Source organism: Streptomyces sp. TLI_185 (assembly GCF_003814765.1).
Lineage (GTDB): Bacteria > Actinomycetota > Actinomycetes > Streptomycetales > Streptomycetaceae > Streptomyces.
The window spans coordinates 1519059-1538629 of record NZ_RKRB01000001.1; the positions used below are offsets into that span (position 1 = coordinate 1519059).

The 19571-nt window shown below is 72.4% G+C and carries 14 protein-coding genes; 9 read left to right on the forward strand and 5 right to left on the reverse strand.

Annotation, left to right across the window (positions count from 1 at the left end):
* Positions 1 to 11: 11 nt before the first annotated feature.
* Genes EDD92_RS06840 through EDD92_RS06850 form a run of 3 tightly spaced genes read right to left on the reverse strand, consistent with a single transcriptional unit; the run spans position 12 to position 5078 of the window.
* A complete protein-coding gene (locus EDD92_RS06840) occupies positions 12 to 1691 on the reverse strand; it encodes a hypothetical protein (protein ID WP_123963475.1) in 1680 nt (559 codons plus the stop codon).
* Between the two features lie 55 nt (positions 1692 to 1746).
* Complete coding sequence (locus tag EDD92_RS06845; RefSeq protein ID WP_123963476.1) at positions 1747 to 3312, reverse strand: serine/threonine-protein kinase; 1566 nt, start codon at positions 3310 to 3312, stop codon at positions 1747 to 1749.
* Positions 3309 to 5078, reverse strand: a complete 1770-nt coding sequence (locus EDD92_RS06850) for a PqqD family peptide modification chaperone (protein WP_123963477.1) — start codon at positions 5076 to 5078, stop codon at positions 3309 to 3311. Before EDD92_RS06850 ends, EDD92_RS06845 begins: the two co-directional genes overlap by 4 nt.
* Positions 5079 to 5329: 251 nt before the next feature.
* Between EDD92_RS06850 and EDD92_RS50960 the strand changes: the two genes are divergently transcribed.
* The gene (locus EDD92_RS50960) at positions 5330 to 6313 is read left to right on the forward strand and encodes a hypothetical protein (protein ID WP_185124509.1); all 984 of its coding nucleotides are present in this window, start codon (positions 5330 to 5332) and stop codon (positions 6311 to 6313) included.
* Positions 6314 to 7428: 1115 nt separating this feature from the next.
* Here the strand turns inward: EDD92_RS50960 and EDD92_RS50965 are convergent.
* Both EDD92_RS50965 and xylA read right to left on the reverse strand, forming a co-directional pair.
* Complete coding sequence (locus EDD92_RS50965; protein ID WP_260326377.1) at positions 7429 to 7842, reverse strand: hypothetical protein; 414 nt, start codon at positions 7840 to 7842, stop codon at positions 7429 to 7431.
* 168 nt (positions 7843 to 8010) lie between these two features.
* Entirely contained in the window at positions 8011 to 9177 is a 1167-nt protein-coding gene (gene xylA, locus EDD92_RS06870) for a xylose isomerase (protein WP_123963478.1), read from the reverse strand.
* A gap of 195 nt (positions 9178 to 9372) precedes the next feature.
* Here xylA and xylB point away from each other — a divergent pair, with 195 nt between their 5' ends.
* The 8 genes from xylB (at position 9373) to EDD92_RS06910 (ending at position 19060) form a co-directional block, all read left to right on the forward strand.
* Positions 9373 to 10815, forward strand: coding sequence for a xylulokinase (gene xylB / locus EDD92_RS06875; RefSeq protein ID WP_123963479.1), 1443 nt, complete (start codon positions 9373 to 9375; stop codon positions 10813 to 10815).
* Between the two features lie 10 nt (positions 10816 to 10825).
* Entirely contained in the window at positions 10826 to 12034 is a 1209-nt protein-coding gene (locus EDD92_RS06880; protein WP_123963480.1) for an ROK family transcriptional regulator, read from the forward strand.
* Between the two features lie 88 nt (positions 12035 to 12122).
* Positions 12123 to 12665, forward strand: a complete 543-nt coding sequence (locus tag EDD92_RS06885; RefSeq protein WP_123963481.1) for an FABP family protein — start codon at positions 12123 to 12125, stop codon at positions 12663 to 12665.
* A 183-nt stretch (positions 12666 to 12848) separates the two neighbouring features.
* Positions 12849 to 14339, forward strand: coding sequence for an APC family permease (locus EDD92_RS06890; RefSeq protein WP_123963482.1), 1491 nt, complete (start codon positions 12849 to 12851; stop codon positions 14337 to 14339).
* The gene (locus EDD92_RS06895) at positions 14336 to 15349 is read left to right on the forward strand and encodes an acetamidase/formamidase family protein (protein ID WP_123963483.1); all 1014 of its coding nucleotides are present in this window, start codon (positions 14336 to 14338) and stop codon (positions 15347 to 15349) included. Before EDD92_RS06890 ends, EDD92_RS06895 begins: the two co-directional genes overlap by 4 nt.
* 31 nt (positions 15350 to 15380) lie before the next feature.
* Positions 15381 to 15980: an N-acetylmuramoyl-L-alanine amidase gene (locus EDD92_RS06900; protein WP_123963484.1), complete on the forward strand. Its 600-nt coding sequence runs from the start codon at positions 15381 to 15383 to the stop codon at positions 15978 to 15980.
* Between the two features lie 110 nt (positions 15981 to 16090).
* Positions 16091 to 17422 carry a GAF domain-containing protein gene (locus EDD92_RS06905; RefSeq protein ID WP_260326380.1) on the forward strand — a complete coding sequence of 444 codons (1332 nt, stop codon included), beginning with the start codon at positions 16091 to 16093 and terminating at the stop codon, positions 17420 to 17422.
* A gap of 114 nt (positions 17423 to 17536) precedes the next feature.
* A complete protein-coding gene (locus EDD92_RS06910) occupies positions 17537 to 19060 on the forward strand; it encodes an aldehyde dehydrogenase family protein (RefSeq protein ID WP_123963485.1) in 1524 nt (507 codons plus the stop codon).
* The last annotated feature ends 511 nt before the right edge of the window (positions 19061 to 19571 follow it).

Genomic DNA, 19571 nt, shown 5'->3' on the forward strand with positions numbered 1-19571 from the left:
GGAGAGGCGCCTCAAGGACAGACGTAGGTGAAGCTCGCCTTCGCCTCCATCGGGGCCGACTGGTGCGCGATCCTCAGGCGGGCGGTCCCCCGGAAGCGACCGGAACCGCGGACCGTCCAGCGCAGGTGCACCCTGACCCTGCGCTCACCACTGTGGGCGGTGCGGACGAGCTCGCCAGAATCCTGACCGTCCGCGCGCAGCCACCGGTAACTGACGGGGCCCCCGTGCCCGTCAGTGGTGACGACACCGACGAGGTCGGCCGTCTGACCGCAGTGCAACGGCCCGGCGGGGGCCTGGACCCGGACAGCGACGATCGCGGGAGCGGGGGCCGGGCGAAGCAGCAACCAGAGCAGGACGGCTGCGATCGCGACGACGGCGGTGGTGACGATCCAGCCCCGGCGTTTGCGGCGCGAGCGCGGGGAGGCGGGAACCGCTGCCTCGGTCCGCCATCGGGCACGCAGGACGTCCTGTTCCTCCACCGGGACCCCAGGCCCGAACCGGAGCAGGATCCCGTCGGAGCCCTCCCCTGCGTCCACCGGAGGCATGGCGACACGGTTGCGCTTGCCGAGGACGGTCACCTGGGGGTCCGCGGCATGGGGACGGTGAGCGCGGCCGACCGTGGTGGGCGGGTCGGCGACGGCTGAAGGGTGCGGTCCGGGGGCGGCCAGGGAGGCTCGCGGGTCCGGGACTGCGGCGGTGTGGGCGTGGTCCGCCGTGGCGGGTTGGGCGACGGCGGCTGAGGGGCGGGAAGAACGGTCGGGTGCGGCAGCAGGATTTTCGGGGACGGTGGGGCGTGGGTCGGAGTCGGTTGCGTTCGGCGCCGGGTGAGGGTCCGTCCGCTGAGCCGGGCGACCAGGAGTCACTGTGACGGACGGTGCCGGTGCCTTCGGCGGCGCGAAGTCCGGGGTCGACGCGGCCGCCGCCGCGCGGAGCGCCGTGCGGCGCAGGAAGTCCGCCGGGAGCGCTGCGCGTCCTGCGACCAGCTCGGCCCGGGCCGCCGCCAGCCCCTGCGACTCGGCGATGGCGGAGCAGCGAGCGAACAGGTCCGCCGCGGGGGTTTCGGGCTGCGCCCAGGCGTCTCCGAGGGAGCGGGCCAGGGCGGCCCAGGCAGCGGTGGCGACTGCTGCCCGGCGGTCGGCGTACGGCGCGTCGCCCGACATCGGTACGACGGCCTCGTCGCCCGACACCGGTACGGCGGCCGCGTCGCCCAGCACCGCGCCCGGTTCCGCCTCGGCCAGCAGGGCGACACCGTCCGGGGCGATGACGACGGTGTCGGGGCCGAGTGGGCCGTGGGGCAGGCCTGCCGTGCGCAGGGCGAGGATGGTCTGCGCGGTCTCGTTGAGAACGCTGGCCGCGCTGCCCGCGTCCGGGCGGGGGCCGCCTGCCGACGACAGGACGTCGGCCAGGGTGGGGGCCGGCGGCCGGGCCGTGAGCAGCCACACCTCACCTGCCTCGGCCACGAGGTCGACCGTGCCGAGCAGTCCGGGCAGCCGGAGCTTCGCCGTGGCGAGCACCACGGCTGCCAGGCGCTCGCGCGTGCCGTCGGGCGCCAGCAGGGCGCGGTCGATGCGCAGCGCGCCGAGGGTCCGCTCGCCTGACCGGGCGGGGAGCAGGGCGTACCAGGTGCCGTGGCGCGTGTGCCGTGACCAGCCGGACAGGGGCCGGCCGGCCACTGTGGTGGCTGTCGTCATGTCGATCCGTTCTCGTCGCGGCGGGGAGTGGCTCTCGGATTCCTCGGGAGCGTGGTCAGCACGGCGGTGCGTCCAGGGAGGCCGTCTGGGGACCGTTCGCTGCCGCCGGGTCGCTGCTGAGCGAGACCTTCCAGGTCCCTCGGCACGGGTGGTTGGAGAAATCGGCCTCGAAGGTCAGGTCGTACCGCGTGCTCCCGGACAGGGACTGGGCCTGGGAGCCGTACGGGTCGGCGGGTGTGTCGACGTAGTAGTTCGCGGTGACGGTCAGCGGACCGGTGCCCGTCGTCTCGACGGTCACCGCCGCGATGAGCGTGCCGGGTTTCTGTCCACGCTGCCAGGAGCCGATGGTGAGGGTGACGGTGCCGGGGGTGGCCGGGCCGGGGGACTCGGCCGTCGGCGTCCCGGCCGGTGCGGTCGTCTCCGTGGACGGCGTGGGCGAGGACGACGGGCTTTCCGAGCGAGTGGTGGTGGGCGAGGTGTCGGCCGTGGGCGGGGCACTGCTCACCGAACTGGACGGGGAGGGTGAAGTGACCGGTACCGTCGGCGAGTTGACCGGTGCGGGGGTCGAACTCGCCACCGTCGTCGACGTCTCGTGCGGGCGGCCCGTCGCGTACGTCGCTCCGCCCGCGACGACCACCAGCGCGGCCACCCCACCGGTCGCCACCTTCCATCCCCCGCGCTTCAGCCGGCCCAGCAGGGTGAGCGCGGTGGCCGGCCCTTCCAGGGTCGCGGTCGCGGTGAACGGGAACAACAGGGCGAGCAGCGCGGCGAGTTCGGCCAGTCGGCGGCGGCCGCGCTCCTCCCAGCCGGCGCCGTAGCCCTCGGTGGCGGACCGTTCCAGGTCGGCGAGGAACGTCTCGACGCCGGGCCGGTCCGCCGAGTCCTTCGCCAGGCCCGCGCGCAGCAGTCCGCGCACCGGCGCGGGTACGTCGTCCAGCGGGGCCGGTGCGCGCAGGTGCTGCAGGCGCAGCGCGGTCATGTCGTCGCCGGGGAACGGCCGCCGGCCGGTCAGGCACTCGAAGAACACCACGGAGGCCGCGTAGATGTCGGCCGCCGGGCCGGCGGGCTCGCCGTTCCACTGCTCGGGGGCCATATAGGCGGGCGTGCCCGCGACGTCGGTCTCCCGCCCGCTGCGCACCGCGATGCCGAAGTCGGCGAGCGCGCTGGTGCCGTCGGCGCGGACCAGGACGTTCTCCGGTTTGTAGTCGCGGTGCACCACCCCGGCCGTGTGGGCCGCTCCCAGCCCCAGCAGGGAGCCCTTGAGCAGGACGAGCGCGGCCTCGGGGCCGGTAGCCCCGTGCCGGCGCAGCAGGTGGCGCAGGCTGACGCCGTCCACGGCCTCCATCACGATCGCGGCGCCGGCGCGTGCCTCGACGTACTCGTAGAGCCGCACCACGCACGGGTGCCGGAGCTCGCCGAGCAGCCGGGCCTCGGCGCGGAAGCGGGCCAGGAACTCCCGGTCCGCGCGGAGGCGTTCACTCAGGTACTTGACGGCGACGGGGACGCCGGTCGCGGTGTGCCGGGCGAGGACGACCCGGCCGCCGGCTCCCTCTCCCAGCGTCCGGACGGCCGCGTAGCCGGGTACGGCCCAGCCGCCCTCGGCGGGCGTGTCCTGGATCATGCGGTCCCCTCCACAGGCGCGGGGAGCCCGGCGCCCTGCTGCCGTACGTCCTTCGCGTCCCGTCGGCGCCGTACCCGGCGCAGCAGCCAGCGCGCGGGCGCGGACCACACCGGGAAGGCGACCAGGGCGACCACGGCCGCCTCGATCAGCGTGGGCCACGGCTCGGCCAGCCGGCCGTCCAGCAGGTCGCCGATGCGGGAGCGCCAGGCCAGCAGGGCGAGGCCGAGGAAGCCGTAGGTGCCCACGACGACCGCGAGGCCGTAGGCGGCCAGGCCGGCCTGACGGGGGCCGGGCCGGTTGCCCGCGCGCAGGTCCCGCCACAGGCCCGTGCGGAAGTAGGCGCTCGCCTCCTCGCGCAGCCGCGGCACGCGCAGGGCGTCGGTCAGCGCCTGGTAACCGTCCAGCGGCATCAGCGGGTTGAAGTTGTAGAGCGTGTTCAGGTAGAGGCCGAAGGCCAGGTGGTAGAGGACGGCCGAGGCGGGTCCGGCGGGCAGCAGGGCCGCGCCCGTGGCGCACCAGCCGGCCAGCGCCGCCGTGGACAGCGGCCCGGAGAGGGCCACCACGACCCGTGACCAGCGGGAGCCGAACCACATGTCGCTGGTGTCCACGAACGCGAACGGCATGCCCATCATCAGCAGGAACCCGCCGCGCCTGACCTTGCGGCCGTACGACTTCACGGCCAGCGCATGGGTGAGCTCGTGGACGAACAGCGCGCTCACATATCCGGCGGCCAGCAGGACCGGGCCCCACACGCCCGCCCCGCCGAAGTCCAGCAGATGGTGCCGCCCCTGTGCGGCGAAGAACGCGACGAGACCGCCCGCCACCGACAGCCAGGCGAGCAGCACCCCGGTCCGGCTGAACAGACGCCAGCCGGAAGCCTGGTAGAGCCGGGTCACCAGCCGGTCGAGGCCGGGGACGGACACCTCCAGCTTCATCAGCGCCCCGTACACGGCACCCGCCGCCCGCCGCCAGCCCGTCGGCCGCTCCTCCGCCGGCCGCCCGGGCAGGCCGCGCAGCAGCCCGGCGTCCGCGAACGCGGCCAGCGCGGACTCGATGCGGGGCAGGGCGAGTTCGCCGTAGCGGTCGGCGTAGGCGAACAGCAGGTCCCGTACGGAGTTCTCGCCGTCCACGGCATGCCACAGGAAGACCTGGCGCTCGTCCAGTTCCAGATAGCGGCCGGTTCGGGTGCTGCTGAGCACCCAGCGGGGTGCGCCGCGTTCGGTGGGAATCTGCTTGAGGGCCCATCCGGAACGGCGGCGGGGGCGCGCGGTGAGCGGGCCGTTCGCCTCGGGAGCCTCCTCCTGCCCGGCCTGTCCGGCGTTGGGCAGTTGCGTCAACTCGGTGCCGACGACCATCGTGCGCGAGCCGATCCGGGTGTCGCGGGGCTGCTCGAACACCAGGCGTACGTCGCCGACGGACAGCTCGGTGCCGTCGGCGAGGCCGGCCGCGCCGCCGTGCAGGTCGACGCCGCCGACGGCGGTGCCGTTGAAGGAGTCCAGGTCCTCGATCCGGAAGCCCTCAGCGGTGCGGACGATGCGGGCGTGGCGGCGCGAGACGCTGGTGTCGGACAGGACCACGTCGTTGTCCTCGCCCCGGCCCAGCGTGGTGACCGGGCCGGTCAGCGAGACGAGCAGCGTGGGTTCGTCGAGGCCGCGCAACCGGGGTGCGGCGAACGAGGTCGGTGCGGCACCCCGGCGCGGGGTACCGCAGTGCAAGCAGTACGGGAAGTCGCGCCGCACGTGGACGCGGCAGACACGGCAGAGCATGCGGTGGCTCAGCCTGCGCCGGAACCGCTGCGGAACGTACCGCCGCTGAAGCCTGCTTCGCCTTCCGCGGCGGGGCCGGAGTCCGGCAGGTGCGTGGCGGCGTTTCCGAGGCCGGAGGCGGGTAGGCCACCCTGGACGATGATGTGATCACCGCTGTCACTCTCGCCCGAGGCGGGCAGACCCCCCTGGACGATGATGCGGTTACCACCGCCGGGCTCACCGACACCGCCGGGCCGCCGTCCGATGTTCTCGTGGCTGCCTCCGCCGTTTCCGTCGCCGCCACTGTCACCGCCGCCATGACCACCACCGCTGGGACGGTTGGTGTTCTCGGGGTCACCACCACCCTCACCGCCACCGCCACCACCCTCACCACCGCCGCCATGACCACCACCGCTGGGACGGTTGGTGTTCTCGGGGTCACCACCACCCTCACCGCCACCGCCACCACCCTCACCACCGCCGCCATGACCACCACCGCTGGGACGGTTGGTGTTCTCGGGGTCACCACCACCCTCACCACCGCCGCCACCACCCTCACCACCGCCGCCATGGCCACCACCACCGCTGGGACGGTTGGTGTTCTCGGGGTCACCACCACCCTCACCGCCACCGCCACCACCCTCACCACCGCCGCCATGGCCACCACCGCCGCTGGGACGATTGCTGTTCTCCGAGTCGCCGCCGCCCTCGCCGCCGCCACTCTCGCCGCCGCCGCCTTCGCCGCCGTCACGGTCGTAGATGCCACCGTGGCCGAAGTGACCGGCGTCCCCGCCGCCTTCCCCACCGGCACCTCCGAAGCCGCCATGGCCCCCGAGGTCGCCGAACCCACCGGAACCCGCGCCGCCGTCACCGAAGCCGCCGGAGCCGACACCGCCGTCGGCAAAGCCACCGTCACCGAAGCCGCCGGTGCCAAGGCCGCCATCGCCGAACTCGCCGCCGGCAGCGCCGAACCCGCCATCGGCACCGCCGCCGAACCCGCCGAAGTCCCCTTCGACGCCACCGAACCCGCCGTCACCCCCGGCGCCGAAGTCACCGAAGCCCCCCTCGGCGCCACCGCCGAGATGCTCCCCGAGCCCTCCGAAGTCACCGAAGTCAGCGAAGTTGCCGCCCTGGCCCAGCTCGCCGGCCACTTCGGCCGGGGACCGGTCCAGCAGGGGGCCGCCGAGCAGGCTGTGGGTACCGGTGGCTGCCGTGTCCAGGCCGGCGGCGCCCTCCTGGCCTCCGGCGGGACCTGACAGGTCGTAGCCCTGCTCGGCGGAGGCCGGGGCACCGGCATCGTGGTCGCCGGAGACCTGCTCAGCCGGGACGGCGTGGGTCGTGGAGGCCTCGTGCGTCACCTCGGCCTGGTGCTCGACCGGGACGGTGTGGTCAGCGGTGATGTCGTGATGCGCCAACACGTGCGCCGCGCTTCCGAAGAACAGGGACGACTTGGACAGCCGTGGGTCGAGAGCGGCCGGTCCCCCGTCGGTGGCGGACTCGACGCGGAGGGAGCGGAGTTCGGCGACCTGGGCGGGCGACAGGCCGAGTCTTCGCGCAACCTCACCGGTGTCGCCGTCGAGTTCGGCACGGAAGGCCGGGTCGACGGCCAGGCGGGTCAGGGCAGCACGATATGCGTCGTTGGTCATGGTCCGGTCTCCGTCGCTCTGGGGGCACTGATGCCGATCGCGACGGAGCCGAGGATCCCCCCTGGTCGGCGGCAACTGCCATTTCCGGCCATCCCCGCCGATACCTGCAGGAGACGTTATAGAGCCTTGGCATGGACGGCGCAAGTGCAACGAGCAGGGCGGTTGCGGGGGCCGGGCACCGCAACCGCGCCGCGCACTCACCGATCAGATATCGCCACCGACCCACCGACCCGCCGACGAAATGGCGAACAGTCGGAGCCGGCCCCTGCCAGCTCTCCCGGCCTCCGTGGAGGAAGCGATCGAACCCACTGCGCAGGGCCCCACAGGCCACCGAAGGCGCAGACCGTCAATAGCGGCCTGCGCGCGGGGCGATTCTCGGGTGGCGTCCCGCCGAGTGGTCTCGTCGGTGCGTCCTTCTCCCACTGCTTCACGCCGGCACTGAACGCGTCCGTGGAGACCTGGCCCTGGGCAGCGTCGTTCCGGTCGATCGCAGCTTGCGCCCCGGCGGCGCTGTCGCTCATGGACCGGCTGTCATTGGCGAGAGCGCGGATCGTGGAGTTCACATCGGGGTCGTCCGCGGCGTCCGCGGCCGCGTCGAGGTTCGACGCGAGGGAGCTCAATGAGGCCGCGGACGCCTTGTCGAAGGTTTCATTGTCGCTCGCGATCGCCTGGTTGGCCTGGTCACAGCCCGGGGCGGTTGTCTCCTCACGGTGCCTGACCTCGCGTCAGGGCAGGTCGACGTCCCCCAGGGAAGGAATCAGCGATTCGAGGTCGCTCGGGACACTGCTCGGCAATCCGCTGGGCAGCCTCGACGGCAGTCTGCTGGGCAGCTTGCTCGGCAGTTCCGTCGGGATGCTCAGGGACGGCGACGAAGTGCGGCCGGAGCTCGCACTGGTGTCGTTGGGTGTCTTCTTGTCGGGCGAGTCGTCGTGGTCGGAGGCCATCAGGACGACGACGACCACCGCGGCGACCGCCGCGAGGGCGACCAGGAGGACGAAGAGCGGGCTGCGCCGTCGCCTGGGCGGTGGAGGGGGCGGCTGCCAGTCGCCGTAGGTGGGAGGTGGTCCGAACCCGCCGCCCGCCGGCGGTGTGTCACCCGGCGGGCCGGGCGGTCGAGGCGGTACCGGCGGTGTGGCCATACCGTCCAGAGTCGCCGCAGATCGGCCAGGCGGCGACCCCCGCACGGAAGTTGATACGGCCCCATGCCATGGACCGTACGGTTCCGGGGCATTCCGCGCGGGCGTCGCCCAGGCACGCGCGCGTGCGCATACGGATCAAGCACGCACGCGCACGTGTACGCGTGCCGTTCAGCCGCGAGCCCCCAGCAGATGATCCATGGCCAGCTGGTCGAGGTGCTCGAAGGCCATCCCGCGCGCGGCGGTCGCCTCGACGTCGAACTCCTCGAAGGCGCTGCGGTCGGCGAGCAGGGCCTCAAGGCCGTCGCCGGCGGTCGGCTGGGCGAGCTGGTCCAGGCGCGAGGCGCGCAGGGCCTCCTGGACCTCCGGGTCGGCGCGGAAGGCGGCCGCGCGCTCCTTGAGGATGAGGTAGTTGCGCATGCAGCCGGCGGCCGAGGCCCACACGCCGTCGAGGTCCTCGGTCCGCGGCGGCTTGAAGTCGAAGTGGCGCGGGCCGTCGTAGCCGGCGCTCTCCAGGAGGTCGACCAGCCAGAACGCGGCGCGCAGGTCGCCGGCGCCGAAGCGCAGGTCCTGGTCGTACTTGATGCCGGACTGGCCGTTGAGGTCGATGTGGAAGAGCTTGCCCGCCCACAGGGCCTGCGCGATGCCGTGCGGGAAGTTCAGCCCGGCCATCTGTTCGTGGCCGACCTCGGGGTTGACGCCGTACAGCTCCGGGCGCTCCAGGCGCTCGATGAAGGCGAGGGCGTGGCCGACGGTGGGCAGCAGGATGTCACCGCGGGGCTCGTTCGGCTTGGGCTCGATCGCGAACTTGAGGTCGTAGCCCTGGGAGGTGACGTACTCGCCGAGGAGGTCGAAGGCCTCCTTCATGCGGTCGAGGGCGACACGTACGTCCTTGGCGGCGCCGGACTCGGCGCCCTCACGGCCGCCCCAGGCGACGTAGGTCTTCGCGCCGAGCTCGGCCGCGAGGTCGATGTTGCGGATGGTCTTGCGCAGGGCGTAGCGGCGCACCTCGCGGTCGTTCGCGGTGAACGCGCCGTCCTTGAAGACGGGGTGGGTGAACAGGTTGGTGGTGGCCATCGGCACGGTCATGCCGGTCGTGTCGAGGGCCTGGCGGAAGCGCTTGATGTGCGACTCGCGCTCGGTGTCGGAGGATCCGAAGGGGATCAGGTCGTCGTCGTGGAAGGTGACGCCGTAGGCGCCGAGCTCGCTCAGGCGCTGCACCGTCTCGACCGGGTCGAGGGCACGCCGCGTGGCGTCGCCGAACGGGTCCCTTCCCTGCCAGCCGACGGTCCACAGGCCGAAGGTGAACCTGTCCTCGGGGGTGGGCTGGTAGCTCATGCCGCGGCTCCTTGCTTGTTTGCGACGGTTGCCTTACGACTATTTCGTCATGGCGGTTTACAAATTAGTATGCGGACGCATCCCTGGGAAGGGACAAGATGTCCCCGAAGGGGTGAGGTTCCGGGTCGCCATGGCCCGGGAACCCTCGAACCAGCAGGTCAGAGCCCGCAGAGCCGCGGAAAAAGGGAGAGCCCGATGTCAGCAGCCGAGGGTCCGCTCGTCGTCGGCGTGGACACGTCCACCCAGTCCACCAAGGCGCTCGTCGTCGACGCGGCCACCGGTCAGGTCGTCGCGAGCGGCCAGGCACCGCACACCGTCTCCTCCGGGGCCGGCCGCGAGAGCGACCCGCGCCAGTGGTGGGAGGCCCTGTGCGAGGCGCTTGACCAGTGCGGTGACGCGGCACACGAGGCCGCCGCGGTCTCGATCGGCGGGCAGCAGCACGGCCTGGTCACTCTGGACGAGCGGGGCGAGCCGGTGCGCCCGGCGCTGCTGTGGAACGACGTGCGCTCGGCGCCGCAGGCCCGCCGCCTGGTCGAGGAGCTGGGCGGCCCGAAGGCCTGGGCGGAGCGCACCGGAAGCGTGCCCGGCCCCTCCTTCACCGTCACCAAGTGGGCCTGGCTGGCCGAGAACGAGCCGGAGGCGGTCCGCGCCACCAGGGCGGTGCGCCTGCCCCACGACTACCTCACCGAGCGGCTGACCGGACAGGGCACCACCGACCGCGGCGACGTCTCCGGTACGGGGTGGTGGGCTTCGGGGACGGAGTCCTACGACGAGGAGACCCTCGCGCACGTGGGGCTCGACCCTGCGCTGCTGCCCCGGGTGGTCCGGCCCGGTGAGGTGGCGGGCACCGTGCGCGACAGCCACGACCTGCCGTTCTCCAAGGGCACCCTGGTCGCTCCGGGCACGGGTGACAACGCCGCTGCGGCGCTCGGCCTCGGGCTGCGTCCCGGTACCCCGGTGCTCAGCCTGGGCACGTCGGGCACGGTGTACGCGGTCTCCAAGCGGCGCCCGGCCGACCCGACCGGCACGGTGGCGGGCTTCGCCGACGCCCACGGCGACTGGCTGCCGCTGGCCTGCACCCTGAACTGCACGCTCGCCGTCGACCGCGTCGCCACGCTGCTGGGCCTGGACCGCGAGGCCGTCGAACCGGCCACCGGCATCACCCTGCTGCCCTACCTGGACGGCGAGCGCACCCCCAATCTGCCCGGTGCCTCCGGTCTGCTGCACGGACTGCGCCACGACACCACCGGCGGCCAGCTCCTGCAGGCCGCCTACGACGGCGCCGTGCACTCGCTGCTCGGCGCGCTCGACCTGGTCCTCGACGAGGACGCGGACCGCTCGACGCCGCTGCTGCTGATCGGTGGCGGCGCCCGGGGCACGGCCTGGCAGCAGACCGTACGCCGCCTGTCGGGCCGTCCGGTCCAGGTGCCCCAGGCCAAGGAACTGGTCGCGCTGGGCGCCGCGGCGCAGGCGGCGGGCCTGCTGACCGGGGAGGATCCGGCCTCGGTCGCCCGGCGCTGGAACACCGCCGCGGGCCCGGTGCTGGAGGCCGTGCAGCGGGACGAGGCGACGCTGGCGAGGATCGCCGGGGTACTCTCCGACGCGGCCCCGCTGCTGGAGCGGAGCACCGACAGCTGAGGACGGGGGCATGACCGCACCGCTGCACGAGGCCCACCCGGCCGGCCCGGGGCGGGCGCTGCCCGACACCCAGCAGGGCATGCGCCGCCGCAATCTCGCCCGGGTGATGCACACCGTCAGCGCCGAGGGACCGCTCTCCCGGGCCGCCGTCGCCTCCCGCATCGGGCTGACCCGGGCGGCCGTGTCGACCCTCGTCGACGAGCTCATACGCACGGGGCTGCTCGAGGAGCTCGGTCCCGAGCGGCCCGGAAGGGTGGGCCGTCCCGGCTCGGCGCTCGCCGTCAGCGGGCACGGCCCCGCCGGCATCGGCGCCGAGATCGGCGTGGACCACCTCGCGGTCTGCGCGGTCGACCTGCGCGGACAGGTACGCGCGCGTGCCGTGCGACACGGCGCCAACCGCGGCCGCTTGCCCGAGCCGGTGATCGAGGAACTCACCGATCTGGTGCGCCGGGTGGTCGCCGAGGCGGAGCGCGAGGGGCTGTGGCCCGCGGGGCTCGCGGTGGCCGTGCCGGGCCTGGTGGCGCGCGACGCCCGCACCGTCGTACGCGCCCCGAACCTCGACTGGCACGACACCGACATCGGGGCGCTGCTGCCCACCGACATCCCGCTGACCGTTGACAACGAGGCCAACTTCGGTGCCCTCGCCGAGCTCTGGCTCGGCGAGGACACCCCGCACGACTTCCTGCACGTGTCGGCCGAGATCGGTATTGGCGCGGCGGTCGTCGTGGCCGGGGGGCTGCTGCGCGGGACGCGTGGTTTCGCGGGCGAGCTGGGGCATGTGCCGGTGCAGCCGGAGGGGCCTGTGTGCCCGTGTGGCGGGCGCGGCTGTCTGGAGCAGTACGCCGGTGAGGAGGCGGTGCTGCGTGCGGCGGGTCTGGAGCCGGGCGAGGACCGTGTAGGGCTGCTCGCGGGCCGGGCCGCCGAGGGCGACGAGGACGTACGGGGTGCGCTGCGCGACGCAGGGAAGGCGCTCGGCATCGCGCTGACCGGGGCGGTCAACCTGCTGGATCCCGAGAGCGTGGTGCTGGGCGGCGCGCTGGCCGGGCTCGCGCCGTGGCTGCTGCCGTCGCTGGAGGCCGAGTTGGACCGGCGCACCGCGGGTCCCGCCTGTCCGGTGTCCGTGTCGCGGCTGGGCCCGGAAGGGCCCCTGCTGGGCGCGGCGAACTCGGTGGTGCGGGCGGTGCTGGACGACCCCGCGGCGGTGGCCGAACGAGCCTGACCCCGGCACCCGCGCCGCGGTTCCGGATCAGCACCCTGCCCCCGCCTTAGGCTTTCCCCGGCACCGGCACGACCCGAGGAGCGCAACCGTGTTCGACCCAGCAGCTGAGCACCCGTACCCCGACAGCCGGCGGCCGGACGCACCGCCCGCACCACACCCGCTGCTCGCGCCCGTGCTCGGCCTCCTGGGTGCATGGCAGGGCCGCGGCGAGGGCGGCTACCCGACGCTCGACGGGGACTTCGCGTACGGGCAGGAGGTCGTCTTCAGCCATGACGGGCGCCCCTTCCTCCACTACGAGGCCCGGGCATGGCTGCTCGATGCCGGCGGCGCACCGCTGCGTCCGGCGGCCCGGGAGAGCGGCTGGTGGCGGCTTCAGCCCGAGGGCCGGGTGGAGGCACTGATCACCCAGCCCACCGGGATTGCGGAGATCGCCGTCGGCCAGGCGGGCGAGGGCACGGTGGACCTCTCCACCCACGACGTGGCGCTCACCCCCACCGCGAAGGAGGTCACCGCCACCCGCCGCCGCTACACCCTCGCCGACGACGACACCCTCACCTTCGCCTTCGACCTCGCGGCGGTCGGCCGGCCGTTGCAGCACCATCTCTCGGCAAGCCTGCGGCGTACGCAGTAGATCGCGCCCAGCCGTCGGCTTCACCCGTACGGGTGGCCGGGTTTTCCACAATCGCACCGTCGTCCACCGAAGCACGCTGCACCCTTCTGCCCAACTCGCAAGCGCCGTACCGTGATTCACGCGAGGCACTCCCGCCGGGTCGGGCGGCGTCGGGCAAGTCGGCGTGGTGTGAGGGGGATTCACATGTCGGGGGATGTGACAGCGGACGTAGGTCTCAGGCGCGACGCGATCGGGCTGCGCGAGGTGCTGTTCCAGAGCATCACGGCCATGGCACCGGCCGCAGCCGTCGCCGCGTCCATTCCGTCGGGCGCGGCCTTCGCCGGCGGAAGTCTGCCGCTGGCCGTGCTGATCGCGCTGGTGGCCTGCCTGTTCACCGCGTCCTGCGTGGCCGAGCTGGCGCGTGAGCTCCCGGCGGCTGGCTCGGTGTCGACGTATGCGGCGCAGGGACTGCATCCGGCGGTCGGCTTCCTCGTCGGCTGGGGCTATGTGTTCGTGGAGGCGCTGGTGCCGCCGCTGCTGCTTCTGCAGCTCGGCTTCACCACGGCCGGCACGCTGCACCAGGAGTGGTCCTCGTATCCGGCGGACCTGTGGTGGCCCTGGGCACTCGCGGGTGCGGCGATCATCGCAGCCGCAGGGTACTTCGGGGTGCGTGCCTCGGCCCGCTTCGGCACCGTCCTGGGCGTCTTCGAGGTCCTTGTCTTCCTGGTGTTCGCCGTCTGGCTGATCGGCAAGGCGGGAGCGGACAACACCCTTTCGGTGTTCGGCACGTCGCACACGGCCGAGGGCTACCAAGGGATCAGCGGGGTATTCGCCGGGTCGGTGTACACGGTGCTGGCCTTCGCCGGGTTCGAGGCCGCGGCGCCGCTCGCCGAGGAGACGCGCAACCCGCGCCGCACGATGCACCGGGCGGTGCTCGGCGCGGCGCTCGGGATCGGCCTGTTCTACGTGGTCACCACCTACGCCATGACGGTGTACGTCGGGCCGGACCGGTTCGCGAAGTTCGGGGCCTCCGGCGCCGCGTCCTGGGAGGGTGTGGCACGGGCGTCGTTCGGCCTGTTCTGGGTGCTGGTGTTCCTGGCCGTGGTGAACTCGACGATCGCCAACGCCAACGCATGCGCCAACGTCTCCACCCGGACGGCCTTCGCCCTGGCCCGCATCCGCGTCCTGCCTGGCCTCTTCGCCACGCTCCACCCCGGATACCGCTCCCCCGTCGCCGGAATCGCCGTGCAGACCGTGGTGGCGGTCGGTGCGGTGCTGGGGCTCGGCTTCGGCTACGACCCGGTGACGGCCTTCCTGCTGCTCGCCACGGTGATCGTCACCGTCGTGATCGGCGTGTACATCGTCGTCAACCTCGCCTGCGCCGGCTATTTCCTGCGCCGCAGGCGGGAGTTGCTCAAACCGGTACGGCATCTGCTGCTGCCGCTGCTGGGCATCGTCGCGTTCGTGCCCGCGCTGCTGACCGCGGCGGGCCTGCCCGTCTTCGACTTCGTCACCGAGCTGACCGCGCCCGTCTCCTACGCGGGACCGGTCGTCGCCGTGTGGATGGCCGTCGGCGTCGTGGTGCTGCTGGTGCTCATGCGGCGGCATCCCGAGCGGATATCCGAGACCGCCCGCGTCCACCTCGACGACCCCTCTCCCACCGGCCCTGTGCAGAACGGAGCAGCACACCCATGAGCGATCCCCACATCCTGACCATCCGGCCGGAGCCGGGCGAGTACGCCTGGACGTTCGGCGGCGCGCCGCCCGTGGCGCGTATCGCGCCCGGCACGGTCCTCGACCTGTACACCGAGGACTGCTTCGCCGGACGGGTGCGGTCCGAGAAGGACCTGGTGTCCGAGGTGTGCGAGTTCCCCTTCCTCAATCCGCAGACCGGACCGTTCCACATCGAGGGCGCCCAACCGGGTGACACGGTCGCCGTGCACTTCGTGTCCGTCGAACCGGCCCGCGACTGGGCCGCCTCGACCACGGTCCCGCTGTTCGGCGCGCTCACCTCGACGCACACCACGGCCACGCTCCAGCCGCCGCTGCCGGAGACGGTGTGGATCTGGCAGCTCGACCGCAGCCGCCGCACGACGCTGTTCCGGGCGCATGACAGCGACATCGAGATCGAGCTGCCCATGGACCCGATGCACGGCACCGTGGGCGTGGCCCCCGCCAACCTCGAGGTGCGTTCGGCCCTGGTGCCCGACGCGCACGGCGGCAACATGGACACGCCCGAGATGCGGACCGGCGTCACCTGCTACCTCGGCGTGAATGTGGAGGGCGCGCTGCTCAGCCTCGGCGACGGGCACGCTCGGCAGGGTGAGGGCGAGACCTGCGGGGTCGCGGTCGAGTGCGCGATGAACACGGTGGTGATCGTGGAACTGCTCAAGGGGATCGCCACGCCCTGGCCGCGCATCGAGTCGGACACGCACATCATCTCGACGGGGTCGGCCCGCCCACTGGAGGATGCGTTCCGGATATCGCAGCTCGACCTGGTGCAGTGGCTGGTGCGCGACTACGGCTTCAGTGAGCTGGACGCCTACCAGTTCGCCACCCAGGCGGTGGAGTCACCGCTGGCCAATGTGTGCGACACCAACTACACCTGCGTGGCCAAGATCCGCAAGGAGTGGCTGCCCGCGCGCGAGACTCATCGCGGCGTGCACGCGCAGCTGCGCGAGATCGCGACGAGTTTGCGGGGCTGAGCCTCCCCCGCTGACCGAAAGGCACGGCTTCATGGAACGGGCAGGACCCAGCACATCCAGACGGCGGTTCCTGAAGGGCGCTGCCCTGGCCGCCGTCCCGTACGCGTTGCTTCCCGACGCGCGGGCCGGGGCGCAGGACCAGGCCGTCGACTACCCGGGCGCCGAGTGGCAGCCGGCGAACAGGTCCAACTACACGGCATCGGACCGCCCCACGTCCTATCCCCTCGACTGCGTGATCATCCATGTCACGCAGGAGACGTACGCCAAGACGCTCGCCATCTTCCAGAACCCCGAGAAGAAGGTGACCGCGCACTACCTGGTGCGTTCGGCGGACGGGCACGTGGCGCAGTGCGTTCGGGAGGCCGACATCGCCTGGCACGCGGGCGACTGGGACTACAACACGCGCAGCATCGGCATCGAACACGAGGGCTGGGTGGACCGGCCCGAATACTTCACCGACGCCCTGTACGAACAGTCGGCCGGACTCACGGCGGCGATCTGTGCGAAGTACGGCATCCCGAAGGACCGGGACCACATCATCGGGCACTACGAGGTGCCGGGGACGGACCACACCGACCCCGGACCCCACTGGGACTGGACGCACTACATAAAGCTCGTCGACCTCGCCTGACCGCGGCGGGAGATCATTGGCCCCGGCGAGAAGACCGCTGGCCGGGTGGGCAGGCCGTCATTCGGGTGACCTGGTCGAAACGGTTGTCGGGGCGCGCACCGGGAGTGACGATGTCCTCAGCCGCATCACCTTTCGGGGAGGCCGAGTTGACCGATCCGTGGGTGGCCCTGGAGCCGGGGGCCGACCCTGCCGAGCACGCGCGGATGCTGCGTCGCGCGCACGAGACGTTCACCGAGGCGGGCACGGTGACGCGTCCGGTGCGTTCGGTGGTGGCCGAGTCGTGGCGGCGCTCCGCCCGGGCCGGGGTGGGGCCCGACGGCACGGCGAGCGTGGAGCTGGTGGACGGCGATCTCGGCGCCTACCGGGCCGAGCATCCGCTGGCGCGGGTGATGCCGCTGTTCCGTGAGCTGATGGGGACGTTCGCGGCCGATGGGGAACATCTGCTCGCGGTGTGCGACGCCAACGGCAGGCTGCTGTGGGTCGAGGGGCATCCGGCCACCCGCCGGGATGCGGGGCGGATGAACTTCGTGCCGGGTGCCCGCTGGGCGGAGACCGCGATGGGCACCAACGCTCCGGGGACCGCGGTCGCCGTCGACCGGCCGGTGCAGGTCTTCGCGGCCGAGCACTTCATCCGCCGGGTGCAGCCCTGGACCTGCGCGGCGGCTCCGGTGCACGATCCCCGGACCGGGCGGGTGCTCGGCGCCGTGGACATCACCGGCGGTGACGGTCTCGCGCATCCGCACAGCCTGGGCTTCGTACAGGCGGTCGCGCGCGCCGCCGAGTCCCAGCTGGCGCTGCTCACCCCGGAGCGGCCCGGCGCCGACACGCCCGAGCTGTCGGTGCTGGGCCGGGACGAGGCACACCTTCTCACCGGCGGGCGCAGGATCAGGCTCAGCCGCCGGCACAGCGAGATCCTCGTCCTGCTGGCCCGTCACCCGGAGGGGTTGACCGGGGACGAGTTGCTGTGCGCGCTGTACGAGGACGAGTCGGTGACGCCGGTGACGCTGCGCGCCGAACTCGCCCGGCTGCGCAGGGTGCTGGGCCCGGGGCTGCTGGCCTCGCGGCCGTACCGGCTGACCGTACCCGTCGAGTGCGACGTGGCCGTCGTCGAACGGCGGCTGGAGACCGGTGCGGTCACGGCGGCCGCGACGGCGTACGCGGGGCCGCTGCTGCCCGGCTCGCAGGCCCCGGCAGTGGTGCGGCTCAGGCACCGCCTTGCCGAAGCCCTGCGTACGGCGCTGATCGCCCGCCGCGACCCCGATCTGCTGGCCGACTGGGCGCACGCGCCGTGGGGCGAGGACGACCTCGACGTGTGGCGGGCTCTCGCAATGGTGCGTCCAACGGCGACGGTCCGGGCCCGACTGGCGGCGCTGGAGGTCGAGTTGGGGGCACCGGCCGACTGGCCCGGCGCCGCAGTTCGCCGGGGAGGCATACCGTCGTAGCGCCCGCGTGCCGGTCCCCGGCGCTCGCGGCAACGTAGTTGCAACGTCGCCGTCCCTAGCCTCCCGACCGGAGCTGCCCAACGGCGGGCAGCGCTTCGAGGGAGGCAGACCAGCATGACCCGTTACGCGGCGCCCGGCACCGAGGGCGCGATCGTCTCCTACCAGGCGCGCTACGACCACTTCATCGGCGGCGAGTACGTAGCGCCGGCCCGCGGACAGTACTTCGAGAACCCGTCGCCGGTGAACGGCCAGCCGTTCACCGAGATCGCGCGTGGCACGGCGGAGGACGTGGAGCGGGCGCTGGACGCGGCGCACGCGGCCGCCCCCGGGTGGGGCCGCACGTCGGTCACCGAGCGCTCGGACATCCTGCTGAAGATCGCCGACCGGATGGCGGCGAACCTCGAGAAGCTGGCGGTCGCCGAGAGCTGGGAGAACGGCAAGCCGGTGCGGGAGACGCTGGCCGCCGACATCCCCCTCGCCATCGACCACTTCCGCTACTTCGCGGGCGCGATCCGTGCGCAGGAGGGCTCGCTCGGCGAGGTCGACGACGACACCGTGGCGTACCACTTCCACGAGCCGCTCGGCGTCGTCGCGCAGATCATCCCCTGGAACTTCCCGATCCTGATGGCGGTGTGGAAGCTCGCCCCCGCCCTCGCCGCGGGCAACGCCGTCGTCATCAAGCCCGCCGAACAGACCCCGGCCTCCATCCACTACTGGATGAGCCTGATCGCGGACCTGCTGCCGCCGGGCGTGGTGAACATCGTCAACGGTTTCGGCGTGGAGGCGGGTAAACCGCTCGCGTCCAGCCCGCGGGTGGCGAAGGTGGCGTTCACCGGTGAGACCACGACAGGGCGGCTGATCATGCAGTACGCCTCGGAGAACATCAAACCGGTCACCCTGGAACTGGGCGGCAAGTCGCCCAACATCTTCTTCGACGACGTCTGGGCGCAGAACGACGACTTCCGCGACAAGGCCCTGGAGGGCTTCACCATGTTCGCGCTCAACCAGGGCGAGGTGTGCACATGCCCGTCCCGGGCGCTCGTGCAGCGTGGCAACTACGCCGAGTTCATCGAGGCGGCGGTCGCCCGCACCGAGCTGATCAAGCCGGGCCACCCGCTGGACACCGACACGATGATCGGCGCCCAGGCCTCCAACGACCAGCTGGAGAAGATCCTCTCCTACCTCGACATCGGCCGTCAGGAAGGCGCCCGGGTCCTCACCGGCGGCGAACGCATCGAGTACGACGGCGAGTTGAAGGGCGGCTACTACGTCCAGCCCACCATCTTCGAGGGTGACAACCGCATGCGGATCTTCCAGGAGGAGATCTTCGGCCCGGTGGTCTCCGTGACATCCTTCGACGACTTCGACGACGCCATCAAGGTCGCCAACGACACGCTGTACGGCCTCGGTGCGGGCGTGTGGACGCGGGACATCAACACGGCGTACCGGGCGGGCCGGGCGATCCAGGCGGGCCGCGTCTGGACCAACTGCTACCACGCCTATCCCGCGCACGCGGCGTTCGGCGGCTACAAGCAGTCCGGCATCGGTCGCGAGACGCACAAGATGATGCTGGAGCACTACCAGCAGACGAAGAACCTCCTGGTGTCGTACTCGCCGAGGAAGCTGGGCTTCTTCTAGAGACCCAAGAAAAGGCGCCTGACCTGGAGCTTTTCTCGTCAGGCGCCTTTCGCTCGCATCACTCAGAACGAGGCCCGGTTTACACCGTAACTCCCAGTTCCTCCCGCCCGTATCCCGCTACTGACCAGCGCTTCCGGACCAGTCACGGACCAAACCCCCAGTTACCCAGCAGGTGCCACGTCCTCGGTGACGCTGTCCCACTCCTGCAGGGACTGCTCGATGAGGCGATTGGCCTGCCCCCGGACTCCATCCAGGAACTTGGCGTAGTGGCGGAAGAGAACCTCGATGCTCTGGCCCGCGCGGCGAGCGCATTCGGCCGGCTCCACACCGGAGTACAACCAGAAGGAGATCCCGGCGTGCCGCAGATCGTATGGACGCTGGGCCAATCCGGAGGCGAGTTCGCTGCGGGTCAGCACGTACTTCCGTGCCCGCGACCACGTCGTACCGTACGCAGCTGCGTCCACGTAGTTGCCGGCCTGATTCCGGAACAGGCGGCCGTCAGGTGCCACGC